This is a genomic window from Lentilactobacillus hilgardii DSM 20176 = ATCC 8290 (genome assembly GCF_000159315.1).
In the GTDB taxonomy this organism is placed as follows: Bacteria; Bacillota; Bacilli; order Lactobacillales; family Lactobacillaceae; genus Lentilactobacillus; species Lentilactobacillus hilgardii.
Genome location: NZ_GG669992.1, coordinates 777,546 through 790,136, shown reverse-complemented (window position 1 = coordinate 790,136; position 12,591 = coordinate 777,546). Strand labels below are relative to the sequence as shown.

The 12,591-nt window shown below is 39.1% G+C and carries 10 protein-coding genes; 4 read left to right on the top strand and 6 right to left on the bottom strand.

The genetic code is table 11. The features are described 5' to 3' along the window. Positions 1-1,045: 1,045 nt before the first annotated feature. Positions 1,046-1,321, top strand: coding sequence for a type II toxin-antitoxin system mRNA interferase toxin, RelE/StbE family (locus HMPREF0519_RS03515; protein WP_003557609.1), 276 nt, complete (start codon positions 1,046-1,048; stop codon positions 1,319-1,321). Positions 1,322-1,383: 62 nt separating this feature from the next. Here HMPREF0519_RS03515 and HMPREF0519_RS03510 read toward each other — a convergent pair whose 3' ends face one another. The 5 genes from HMPREF0519_RS03510 to HMPREF0519_RS03490 form a co-directional block, all read right to left on the bottom strand. Next, complete coding sequence (locus tag HMPREF0519_RS03510; protein WP_003634710.1) at positions 1,384-2,124, bottom strand: LiaF transmembrane domain-containing protein; 741 nt, start codon at positions 2,122-2,124, stop codon at positions 1,384-1,386. Between the two features lie 4 nt (positions 2,125-2,128). Further along, complete coding sequence (locus tag HMPREF0519_RS03505; RefSeq protein WP_003552106.1) at positions 2,129-2,578, bottom strand: LytTR family DNA-binding domain-containing protein; 450 nt, start codon at positions 2,576-2,578, stop codon at positions 2,129-2,131. A gap of 202 nt (positions 2,579-2,780) precedes the next feature. Next, positions 2,781-3,146, bottom strand: a complete 366-nt coding sequence (locus HMPREF0519_RS03500; RefSeq protein WP_003634707.1) for a hypothetical protein — start codon at positions 3,144-3,146, stop codon at positions 2,781-2,783. Positions 3,147-3,380: 234 nt separating this feature from the next. After that, the gene (locus tag HMPREF0519_RS03495) at positions 3,381-5,048 is read right to left on the bottom strand and encodes a glycoside hydrolase family 13 protein (protein WP_003634705.1); all 1,668 of its coding nucleotides are present in this window, start codon (positions 5,046-5,048) and stop codon (positions 3,381-3,383) included. 58 nt (positions 5,049-5,106) lie between these two features. After that, positions 5,107-6,486, bottom strand: a complete 1,380-nt coding sequence (locus HMPREF0519_RS03490) for an SLC45 family MFS transporter (protein ID WP_003557599.1) — start codon at positions 6,484-6,486, stop codon at positions 5,107-5,109. A gap of 139 nt (positions 6,487-6,625) precedes the next feature. Between HMPREF0519_RS03490 and HMPREF0519_RS03485 the strand changes: the two genes are divergently transcribed. Next, positions 6,626-7,612 (top strand): LacI family DNA-binding transcriptional regulator, encoded by a 987-nt coding sequence (locus tag HMPREF0519_RS03485; protein ID WP_003634704.1) that lies wholly within the window; start codon positions 6,626-6,628, stop codon positions 7,610-7,612. Positions 7,613-8,068: 456 nt separating this feature from the next. On the opposite strand, the gene purB is transcribed toward HMPREF0519_RS03485, so the two are convergent. After that, entirely contained in the window at positions 8,069-9,364 is a 1,296-nt protein-coding gene (purB, locus tag HMPREF0519_RS03480; protein WP_040472648.1) for an adenylosuccinate lyase, read from the bottom strand. A 228-nt stretch (positions 9,365-9,592) separates the two neighbouring features. Here purB and HMPREF0519_RS03475 point away from each other — a divergent pair, with 228 nt between their 5' ends. Further along, entirely contained in the window at positions 9,593-10,891 is a 1,299-nt protein-coding gene (locus tag HMPREF0519_RS03475) for an adenylosuccinate synthase (protein ID WP_003634700.1), read from the top strand. Positions 10,892-10,981: 90 nt separating this feature from the next. Then, on the top strand, positions 10,982-11,953 hold the full coding sequence (locus HMPREF0519_RS03470) for a GMP reductase (RefSeq protein ID WP_003634697.1): 972 nt from the start codon (positions 10,982-10,984) through the stop codon (positions 11,951-11,953). Positions 11,954-12,591: the final 638 nt, after the last annotated feature.

Below are 12,591 nucleotides of genomic sequence, written 5' to 3'. Positions count from 1 at the left end.
CAAAATCTTCACAAAATTTTCACTATTTGGAAACAACTCCTCTATATAGTTAGATCTGTCGCATGAGATTAAAGAAATCACTCATGCCGTAATAAATTAAATCCCCCTTTAATTTAATTTATTACTTTTGTATTCATATTCTTCCCCTAGAATATAGGTATCAAGATAAGACATCCCCGTGTCTTATCTTTTTGTTTACATAGAAATAAGTGTGCGGATCAAAGCGGGTAGCATTCGGAATATAAGTTGTCGATTCGGGAAACCCAGCTTTTGGATTTCCCAAATTGATCCCTTATGTAGAGTGGTACTGATTTGAGGAGCAATCCTAAGCCAATGTAAGCGTATCACGTTCCGACATATTCTTGCCACTTTTTGTTAAAAATCATCTTTTTTGAACAAAATCAATTAAAGGCCGAACTTTTGAAGTCTTAGAATACTTGATACATCAAGTATTTTATTGATCTTCACACTTTCTTCACATTTTGAGCATAATTTCGTTACAAATTTATAGTACATTATATACAGTAAAGAGATGTCAAAAAGCCCAATAATTGTTTCCACATAAAATGAATTTCAGGTTGTTTTGGCTTCACTTTCATTTCCCCCCTCAAATTAATAAAGATATTAGCAAGGAAAAGGTGCCCCCACACCTTTTCTTTTTTTGTCCTTAAATTCACAGCCTTTAATACCTCTAATTTAAGAATTTCAAGGTGTTTTAAATTGTCTTTTCAAATTTTTAAAAACATCGATGAAGAAATCACAAAATATTCACAATTTCATCCTTTTTTGGTTAAATTTATCCTGTATATTAAAAGCATGAAGAAGAAATAGTTAATATTTCTTCTCCCCCCAATAGGTGATAAATTAACCCCCATTAATTTGTTACTTTTCATATTCATATTCCCCTCAGAATATTGATACTACGAAGTCAGGGCCCCCCAGCCTTGGCTTTTTATATTACCTAATCATACTTGGGTACTATCTCGCCTTTTTCTGATACCTTAATTCGTGATAGAGTGAAAAAGCAATTAATCTATATAAAGAAGTGACCACTTTGAAGTTCAAAGCAAAATACCAATCACGTTTTAAAAAACACTATCAAAACATGATTCGCGCAAATCGCTATTCCGAAAAAGAATTCAAAACAATTGAAACGGTACTCCTGAGCGGCCAACATCCCGATCAACGTTATGATGACCACGTCATTAAAAGTCGCAAGCCGCAACGCGCCCTATTTATTAAAGGTAATTGGCTGTTAATATACGACTACGAAAACGACACCGTTCGCTTTTTGGATACAGGCAGACACGGCGATATTTAAAAAACGTCTCAGTTATTTCCTTAAATTAGGAAATCAACTGAAACGCTTTTTTGCCTATACGCCTATACATACAATACTTTTAAATCACCCAGACTCACCCGACCATTCAAATAAACGGTTGGACTATCTGGATTCCCAGTTTTGGTTTGAGCTTCAACACCGCCCAAATACGGGTCAATATTATTAACGATGTTCCAATCATGAGGCACCGTAATATCGATGTCGCACATATAGCCGTCAATATTAATAATGGCCGAGTCCCCTTGAATTTTAACTTTATCAAAATAAATATTAACATCAGCCATTGACGCGTGAATATCGGCCTGCTTGAAATTTTGACTTTTAATGTACCGGTTGGTATCCCCCATCTCGGCATTGATATGGATATAGGCATCATTATCCGTGCCGGTACTATCGATAAAATTTGGCGTATGCCACTCATTATCCTGATCAAACCAATGCTGCCACTTCTTCCAGCGCTGCTTATGGATCACCGGTCTTAAGATCAGTGAGAGCCCAATACTGATCAGTAATGCAATCCCCAAGATCGTCCAAGGTACCAAATAGGTAATCCCAAGTGGACCGGCATACAACATCACCAAAAATGCCAACGAAAAGACGCTTCCAAAAACATTCAGGCTGAGTACACACGATCCTAAAATAATCGCCAAAATAATGGTGACGATGAACGTCATCGCACTAATATGGAAATTTAACCATCCTATTTCCACTGACAGCCATCCCAAAGCTGCCAATAAGAATACTAACCCGGCAATCCAACGTTGCCTAACCGCTTTTCTCATATTGTTACCTTCTTCTCTCTAATTTATCTTTTAAAACCTTATAATATCGTCTGGAAACATAAACTTGTTTTGACGAATTTTGAAAGCGAACCACAATGCTCGAGACCGACCGGGTCAATGCATATACTTGATTTGAATTAATGATTGCCGATTTAGAGATTCTCACAAACTGCCCTGTTAGCAGATCTTCCAGTTCGTACAATCGATAACGGATCACATACTCATCATCTCGGGTGTGCGCGTGAACCTGGCGTCCATCCGTTTCAAAAAAGAGGATGTCATTTACATCGAGATAATATTCCGAAGTTCCTTTTAAAAAAACGAGTGGTTTAATCTGCCCATAAAGATTTTGAATGGATTGATACAGGCTCTCCGTTTCAGCATCGTACCGAGGCGCTTTTATCACAATTTCTTTATTTTTTAAATCACCGTCGATTTCCACTCGAACTTTCATTTTGACATCCCTTCTTCTTACAATTTATTACACCATTATAAGCAATTCATGTAAATACAAGTTGTTTAAGTGGTTATTTAGCGTGTCTAAGTGGTCATATTGATGGTCACAATGAAAAATGACCATCAAAAAAGGAAGCCGGTCAAGCTCAATTTACCCAGCTTCCAAAAAATGACATATTTTGAAAATAATTGTCCGATTTTTAGTGAATCCCAAATTCAAACCACGAATGATTATTTTCACTCTGATCAACTTCAAACGTATATTGATGTCCGGTATTAAACCGTCCGGAATCCAATCCCCATGCAACATTAATTGCTGAATGGAAAAGTTTGAAATGGTCGCCCTTCTTGACAGTATAGGTTGCAACCTTGTAACTGTTCACTTGGGGATCGATATTTCGAATTTTAAAGACCTTGATTGTTTTATTTAGTGTTACCCAATGAGACTCATTCCAATATGGATTTGCTGGACTATAGATACTCATTGCCTGACCTGTAACTGGGACCAAAACGATTAATCCAAAAGTCGCTATCAGCATTGTAATGCTTACAAATGTCTTATTCATTTTAATTGCCTCCAAACAGTGAACGTGTTGGCACAGTTAATGCCAAGTCAGTACACGATTCTCAATCACCTTTATTTTAGAGCAATTTAAAGTAAATTGATATTGAATGATTTCACAAAAAAACCAGTTAGAAATTGTCGACGCAATTTTTAACCGGATCTGGTATTAAGCTCATTTATTTCATACAAACTGACCAGTTAATCAATCATTTGAGAAGACAGCAAAACCGCTTATCTAGGCAAACAAGTAAACTTTACTCTCATATGGTCTTAATGTTGTTCCCTGATCATCGTCATAATTACTAATCAGCATTTCAGCAGCCTTTTGTTGATCATAATCTCGGGTAACGGTTTGGTCAGTGAAGTTACTCATAACCAACAATGTTTTTCCCTCATAATGACGGCGGTATGCATAAACCTGATCATCTTTTGGATCCAACTCTTCAAAAGTCCCATACTTAATTACATCAGTCTGATGACGAAGTTGAATCAACTTTTGATAATGGTAGAAGACAGATTCTTTATCCTTCAAAGCATCCTCGACGTTAATTTCCTTATAATTTGGATTTAACGCATACCAAGGCGTTCCTTTCGTAAAGCCGGCATTTTGAGAAGCATCCCATTGCATTGGTGTTCTGGCGTTATCACGGGACATGTTTGCCAAATATTTTAACATCGTTGGTCCATCAATCATTTTGTCCTGTTCTACCAATTCTTGATAAATGTTAATCGACTCAAGATCTTCATATTGATCAATACTGGTAAAGTGACCATTTGTCATTCCCAGCTCTTCGCCTTCATAAACATATGGTGTTCCCTGCATCATGTGTAGCGTTGTGCCCAGCATTTTAGCCGCACGGACCCGATATTTAGGATCATCATTACTAAAACGTGAAACTGCTCGAGGCTGGTCATGGTTATTCCAGTAAAGACTGTTCCAACCCTTGCCATCCAGAGCTTTTTGCCAACGATTCAAGGCAACCTTCAATTCCGGCAGTTTAACCGGCTGATCATTCCACTTACCTAAACGCACATCGGGATTAGGGCTCAGGTTAACATGTTGGAATTGGAAAACCATGTTCAGTTCATTACTCTCAAGTCCAGTGTATTTGATCGCATCTTCCGGTGTTGACCCAGGCATTTCCCCAACGGTCATCACATCATAATGCGAGAGGACTTCATCATTCATTTGGTGCAGAAACTCATTTAACCGAGGTCCATCAGCCACAAAATCAAGAGTAGTTCCGGCAGTTGGAACGCCAGCCACATCCGGCAACCCGGCAGGCTTGGAAATCAAATTGATAACATCCATTCTGAAACCGTCAACACCTTTGTCCAGCCAAAAACGTTCAATATCAAATACCGCCTGTCGTACTTCCGGATTTTCCCAATTAAGATCCGGTTGACCCGGAGCAAAAAGATGTAGATAATACTGTCCGCGTTCTGGCACATAGGTCCAAGCAGAACCACTGAATGCCTCGCGCCAATTATTTGGTTCGTGACCATCAACCGGATCACGCCAAATATAAAAATCAGAATATTTGTTATCCTTTGATTTCTTGCTTTCCTGGAACCATTCATGCTGATCAGACGTATGATTAACAACCAGATCCATTAATAATTTCATACCATGCTTATGTGTTGCAGCCAGAAGTGTATCAAAGTCCTTCATGGTCCCATATTCCGGATTAATCGCACGATAATCAGCAATATCGTAGCCATTATCCTTATTCGGTGATTTATAAATTGGATTTAACCAAATGACATCTGCCCCTAATTGGTGAATATAATCAAGCCGCTTTGTAATTCCCGGCAAGTCACCAATCCCATCGTTATTACTATCCTGAAAGCTCATTGGGTAAACTTGATAAACAACTGCATTTTGCCACCATTTGTGTGTCATAAATATCCTCCTAAAATTACTGTGTTAATGATTATTTTACAAAATATGTTCAACTAAATTAATCAAACTTCGAATGGATTAAACGAACAGAGAATGTTGCCAATATCAATGAAATACCACCTACCAAGAACATGCCGGGCATCGAATGGCCAACCAACGGAAAGATCCAAAAACTGGCAATTGATGCAACAATCTGCGGTAAACAAATACTGCAGTTAAATAATCCAAGATAAGAGCCCTCATGCTTGCCGTTTAAGGCTTCTGTCAGCAATGAAAACGGCTGTGTATTCATAACAAGATAAGTGATCCCAATTAAAACAAACGGAATGATTAATAGATATTTGCTGTGAATAAAGAATATTGAGATGAATCCAATTGCCCCAGCAGCCAATCCAAACTGATACCAGAACTTTCGATGACTTGGCTTGGTACGTGATTGAACCAAAAGCCCCCACAAAACGGCTGCAACCGATTGGATACAGGTCAGAACACCGAACCAGTTTCCGGCCGCCTGATACCCAATTGATGAAGGATTACTGGTATGCCATACATTAAGTGAAATGGCACCCGTTGCGTAAGTCCACGAATATAAAATGGCAAACCATGTAAAGAACTGAACAACTGAAATTTCCCAAAAAATCTTTGGTGCGTCCTTCAACAATTGTAAAAGACCAGGTTGATCATCCTTTTGATTAACGTCAATGCCATGATAAGCCGCGTACTTTTCCGGATTATATTCATGAACTTTAATAATCGTTAAAGCAGATGTAATCAGCAAAACACCCGCCGCCATATAGAATGCAATTCTAACCGTCAAAGGAACTTCTCCCTTGGCAGCAACATTGGGAATACCAATAAAGGCCAAAACAAATGGAATTAAAGCGGCAACCACGCCACCCAGATTTGAAAACGATTGTTGCCATGACCAGGCCAGATCCTTTTGGTCTTCATTAACCATATCGCCAATAACCATCTTGAATGGCTGCATACAAACATTAGACGTTAGATCCATAAATAAGGTTGCAACGGCCGCAAACCATAGCGCAGCTGCCGAACCGTATCCAAAGCCAAATGATCCAGCATTAGGAAGCAAAATCAAGACAATCGCTGCAGCAGGTGCACCGATTAGAAGATAAGGCATCCGTCTGCCAAACCGGTTCCACGTCCGATCCGAATACTTACCAATCAATGGTTGGATCACCATCCCAGCAAGTGGCGGTAGGATAAAGAAGAATCCCAACTTATTCGGATCCGTTCCAATCGTTTGAAAAATTCTTCCCAATTGGGATTGCTGTAAAGCAAACGCCATATTAACGCCAAAGAAGCCAAACGTCATTGCAAAAATAGTTGTTTTGCTCAATAACGGTAAATGATTGCTAACTTTCGATACAGTTTTTTGCGTGACACTTTGGTCATCATTACTAGAAGCAATTTTCATTATTAAACTTCCCCCTTTAACTTAATTCAATCAGTTATAAATGCACAAACAGGTTATAAAATAAAATCAAACAGTACTTATCGAAGCGTAAGAATAATGTATAATTGAGCTATAAATCTTAATTGGGGATGAAAATCTATTGAGAGCAAAAATCTCAGACATCGCAAAGATTGCCGGTTTATCAACCGCTTCTATTTCACGAGTTTTGAATAACCAGGGCGGTTATAGTAAGGAAACGGCTAAACGTGTCATGAAAATTGCAAATGACCTGGGCTATTTTAAAGATCGCTCCGCATCAGATCTGGCTCGTCGAAGCAATAACACTATTGGCGTTATTTACACCGATTTTGAAACGAACTTCAATGACCTCGTCATCAAAAACATTATGATCGAAGCCAAGAAACGTCATCTGGATGTTATTTTGATGATTGCCCAACAGAACGACCCTGACGGCTTAACTAAAATCGTTCAAGGTATGATTGAACGACGTGTTTTTGCCGTACAGTTTATTTCCACACACCCCAGTCCTCAGATTATTCAAATGCTTAATCAGGCAGCCATTTTCCCACAAGTCATTGGTGATGCAACCGATCACACTGTTTCTTATGTTTCTTCGGACGACATGGCCATTGGCTACCATGCAACAACCTATTTAATTGAAAAAGGGTACCGAAGCATTGGATTTGTCAGCCCTAATATTACGACAGATTACGTCAGCCATTTGCGCTTTTCGGGCTACCGAAAATCCTTAAAAGAACACGGCATTTCTTTCAAATCAGACTGGCTATTCGAAGAAAGTTACAGTTACCAAACCGGCATTCACGCTTCAGCACATTATCAAAAGTATGGTGATGTCGATGCCGTTATCGGTGTCAGTGATGAGGTTTCCTGGGGACTTCTGAACGGTTTTTATGACCTGAATGTTAGCGTTCCCAGCGACATTGCGCTTATCAGCATTGACGGAACGGAATTATGTTCGCAAACCCGTCCCAGACTAACAAGTGTCACCCAAGATTTTGCTTTGATGGGAAAAACTGCAATTAAACAGGCCCCAAAAAAGGCAGATCCACATCGAGTCACAGCCGTCACAATCCCATTTAAAATTAATATCCGTGAAACATCTTAATAACGGCAAGCAATAGGCGTTTCGTTTTTGCTCTCATCAATTAATCATTCCACCCTCTTTTAAAGTATTTTTCTGGAGTAAGTTTTACGTAAGCGCTTACGTAAAATCATTGTGTGCCCTTTTTTAAATTTGTCAACCACTGTTCTTTAATCGTTCAAATTATAGAAAATTGCTAATTCGGCCACTTATAACGACTAGACCAATCACTGTCTTTAAATTAATTAATAAATTACAGCATTCGGAAACATTGCTAAAAAACAGCAAATCTTGAAATGCTTTTAACAAGGAAAATTGGTTAAATTCAAAATCCTTTTCAAGGGTGGTTTCCGGAAACTGGTTTTCAATAGTTATAAAATAACTATTGAAGCCCAATTATCCATGTAACATATACCAAAAGAAGAGAAGCTGAGTGAAATTAAAATCTGCCCAGCTTCTCTTCTTTTATTATTTAAATAATCAATCCAACCCAACTCTTGCAAAGATTTCATCCGCATGACGAATATGATAATGATAATCAAATGCATCGGCAATTTGATCTTCGTTTAATGCATCCGTAATCTTTTTATTTCCTTCAACCAAGTCACGGAATTGAATGCCCTTGTCCCAAGACTGCTTGGTTAATGGTTGAACCAAATCATAAGCCTGTTCACGTGTCATTCCTGAATCAATCAGTTTCAACATCACCCGCTGACTGTAAATCAAGCCATAAGTTAAGCCCATGTTACTCTTCATTCTTTCAGGGAAAACCGTTAGTCTTTCAATAATCCGTGAGAAACGATGTAACATGTAATCCAACAAAATCAACGTATCCGGAATAATAATCCGCTCAGCAGAAGAATGGGAAATATCCCGTTCATGCCACAGTGGCACATCTTCATACGCCGTGATCATGTGCCCCCGAACAACTCTGGCAAGACCACAAATATTTTCAGATCCGATTGGATTCTTTTTATGGGGCATTGCAGATGACCCCTTCTGACCGGCATCAAAATGTTCTTCAACTTCATGAATTTCCGAACGTTGTAAACCACGGATTTCAGTTGCAAACTCTTCCAAACTGGTGGCAATCAAAGCCAAAGTTGAAATGTAGTCGGCATGAAGGTCACGCGGTAAAATCTGACTCGTAATTTCTTGTGCATGAAGGCCAAGCGAATCACACACATATTGTTCAACAAATGGTGGCACATTGGCAAACGTCCCAACAGCACCTGAAATCTGCCCGGCCTCAACCTCCTTGGAAACGGCTGCAAATCGACGTTTGTTTCGGTTCATTTCAGAATACCAACGGGCCAACTTTAAGCCAAAAGTTGTCGGTTCTGCCTGAACACCATGTGTCCGGCCAATCATAACCGTTTCCTTGTACTTTTTCGCCTGTTTGGCAATGACATCGATAAAATGATCAATATCTTTTTTGATGGTTTCATTTGCCTGTTTGAATCGGACACCATAGGCGGTATCCACCACATCAGTACTGGTGACGCCATAATGAACCCATTTTTTCTCGGGTCCGAGAGATTCCGATACATCCCGAGTAAATGCCACAATGTCATGGTGGGTTACGGCTTCAATCTCAGCAATCCGCTTCGAATCAAATTTAGCATTCTTCTTAATTTTCTTAACGTCTTCTACTGGAATTTTGCCCAGTTTTGACCATGCTTCATCAATGGCAATTTCAACTTTCAGCCATGCAGCATACTGGTTATCAAGTGACCAAATCTGTTTCATCTCTGGTAAAGAATATCTATCTATCATAATGGTTCCTTTCCACATAAATATTAACACGTTAATAATACCATGTCGTTCATGTTTTGACTACATTCTATATAATATGGAAGGCTTTTGTTCGCATTTGAGCCTAAAGTCGAACATTGAACGTTTTAACGATTAAAATCATTAACATTTTAGTTGACATTCCCGTGCAAGTTGGTAGAATTAAAAATGCTGGGTTGATTCCTGGCAATAAAATTTAGAGGTGTTCATATGTCATCTATTGTGATTGTTGGAAGTCAATGGGGAGACGAGGGAAAAGGTAAGATTACCGATTTCTTCGGCCAAAATGCCGATATTACTGCACGCTATCAAGGCGGCGATAATGCTGGGCACACCATTGTATTGAATGGCAAAAGCTATCATTTACAGTTGATCCCATCAGGTATTTTTGATCAGGAAAAATACAGTGTAATTGGTAACGGTGTTGTTGTGAACCCGAAATCCCTAATCAGTGAAATTGATCAGCTAAAAAAAGACGGGATCAGTACTGAGAACCTTCGGATTTCGAATCGGGCACACGTCATCATGCCATACCATATCCTATTAGACGGTCTGCAGGAAAAGAAGAAAGATTCCAAAATTGGTACAACCAATAAGGGAATCGGTCCTGCATACATGGATAAATACGAACGAATCGGAATCAGAATCGCAGATTTAATCGATAAGGACAGCTTTGCTGAAAAGCTCCGCAGCAATTTAAAGATTAAGAATGAACTTTTGACTAAGATTTACGATGCAGAACCATTGGACTTCGATACAATCTTTAATGAATATAATGCATACGCAGACCGCATCCGCCCATACGTCATTGATGCTTCCTATTTAATCAACAACGCATTAGATGAAAACAAGAATGTTTTATTCGAGGGTGCTCAGGGCATTATGTTGGATGTGGACCATGGAACCTATCCGTTTGTCACATCATCCAACCCTAGTGCCAGTGGTGCTGCAGTTGGAACAGGAATTGGCCCTAACCGAATTGACAACGTCATCGGTGTCTGCAAAGCCTACACATCACGTGTTGGCGAAGGTCCCTTCCCAACCGAATTAAAAGACGATACCGGCGATCACATTCGTGAGGTTGGGCATGAGTATGGTGTTGTCACAAAACGTCCACGTCGAATCGGTTGGTTTGACAGTGTCGTTCTCCGGCACTCAGCCCGCGTATCCGGATTCACCCACTTATCATTGAATTGTCTTGATATTTTAACGGGAATCAAGACATTAAAAATCTGTGTCGCTTATAAATTAGACGGCAAAGAAATCGATGATTATCCTGCAACACTAAAAGAACTCAATAAATGCGAAGCAATCTATGAAGAACTGCCAGGTTGGGAAGAAGACATTACTCAAGCAAAGACGCTGGAAGATCTTCCTGAAAATGCCCGCAAGTATTTGGAAAGAATCTCAGAATTAGTTTGTGTACCACTTGCTACCTTTTCTGTTGGCCCAGATCGCGAGCAGACAAACGTTGTAGAAAAAGTTTGGACTAATTATTGGACTAATTAATAGAAAATAAAATTCAACATGCCAGACACATCTGGGAACTTCTTGTGTCCAGCATCAATCACCCCGCTCATATTTCGGAGGTAAACAATAATGGAAGTTTTTGATTACGAAGATATTCAATTGATCCCCAACAAATGTATTATTAAGAGTCGTAGCGATGCTGATACATCGATTAAATTCGGTCCCAAAACATTCAAGATTCCAGTGGTTCCAGCAAACATGGAAACTGTTATTAATGATGACTTGGCAATTTGGCTTGCCGAAAACGGTTATTTCTACATTATGCATCGTTTCCAACCGGAAAAGCGTGAAGGCTTTATCGAAATGATGCACGCTAAAGATTTATACGCCTCAATCAGCGTTGGTATTAAAGATGATGAATACAAATTCATTGATGAATTAGCTGAACACAATAATAAGCCTGAGTACATTACCATCGACGTTGCACATGGTCACTCAGATTTCGTCATCAAAATGATTCATTATATCAAAGAAAAGCTACCGGATAGTTTCCTAATTGCCGGAAACCTCGGAACGCCAGAAGCCGTACGTGAAATCGAAAACGCCGGTGCTGACGCAACCAAAATTGGGATTGGACCTGGTAAGGCATGCATCACCAAGCGAAAAACCGGTTTTGGAACCGGTGGTTGGCAACTTGCCGCTTTGCGCCTATGCTCAAAAGCCGCAAGAAAACCAATGATTGCCGATGGTGGTATTCGATTTAACGGTGACATCGCGAAATCAGTTCGTTTTGGTGCTTCAATGGTCATGATCGGCTCACTATTAGCAGGTCATGAAGAATCACCTGGTAATGTTATCAGCATCGACGGTAAAAAATACAAACAATATTGGGGATCGGCTTCCGAAAAGCAAAAGGGTGCCTACCGCAACGTTGAGGGCCGTCAAATGTTGGTTCCTTATCGTGGCGAAATCTCCGACACGTTATTTGAAATGCAGCAAGACCTCCAATCATCAATTTCATACGCAGGTGGAAAAGAATTAAAAGATATCTGCACAGTTGATTATGTGGTAGTTAAAAACTCGATTCTAAATGGAGATTAGTCTCTTTTCAAAAGGTAACATGGTTATAAAGAAAAGCTTGTAGATTACGAGCTTTTCTTTTTTGTTTCATTATTGCATATTTTGCTTCAAATTAATTCGAAATTCTTCAATGAGCCCTGTGGGCAATCTATATACATTGTCGAACCACTCATTAACATGGCCAATCAATGACATGCTGTCTTAGCTATTTTCTCACTTGTATGAATCATACTATCTATCCTCGCATTAGTGGTTTGGATATTGGTGCCAACATCAAGCTCTCTCAACTTCAAAATAATTTAAGGACAATTGATTTTACGATCCCTGATGATTCTTCAAAAGCATTGACAATCTATTTCATTTTAAAAAATACGAACGAAAAATCAGCTAATTATTCATTCAAAAGGCGATATCCAAGATAATTCATCTGTCACGGATATCGCCTTTATTAATTTATCTATCCCCCCTACACGCCGAACACTAAAAACTTTGATCCGCACTCTTGTTAATTATATTGACAAAAGTATAAGAACAATTAACATTAGTACAAAGAAAGCTTCCATTTTTTCTGATTTGGTGTAAACTAACGGGTGTTTGTTAATTATCTTTTTCGCACTTTGGAAACTCGAAAGGGGCATTACTATTGTTAAAAATCGCTA

Coding starts and splice junctions, on each gene's coding strand:
- HMPREF0519_RS03510 (WP_003634710.1), bottom strand. CDS start 2,124: ATGAGAAAAGCGGTTAGGCAACGTTGGATTGCCGGGTTAGTATTCTTA.
- HMPREF0519_RS03505 (WP_003552106.1), bottom strand. CDS start 2,578: ATGAAAGTTCGAGTGGAAATCGACGGTGATTTAAAAAATAAAGAAATT.
- HMPREF0519_RS03500 (WP_003634707.1), bottom strand. CDS start 3,146: ATGAATAAGACATTTGTAAGCATTACAATGCTGATAGCGACTTTTGGA.
- HMPREF0519_RS03495 (WP_003634705.1), bottom strand. CDS start 5,048: ATGACACACAAATGGTGGCAAAATGCAGTTGTTTATCAAGTTTACCCA.
- HMPREF0519_RS03490 (WP_003557599.1), bottom strand. CDS start 6,486: ATGAAAATTGCTTCTAGTAATGATGACCAAAGTGTCACGCAAAAAACT.
- purB (WP_040472648.1), bottom strand. CDS start 9,364: ATGATAGATAGATATTCTTTACCAGAGATGAAACAGATTTGGTCACTT.
- HMPREF0519_RS03475 (WP_003634700.1), top strand. CDS start 9,593: ATGTCATCTATTGTGATTGTTGGAAGTCAATGGGGAGACGAGGGAAAA.
- HMPREF0519_RS03470 (WP_003634697.1), top strand. CDS start 10,982: ATGGAAGTTTTTGATTACGAAGATATTCAATTGATCCCCAACAAATGT.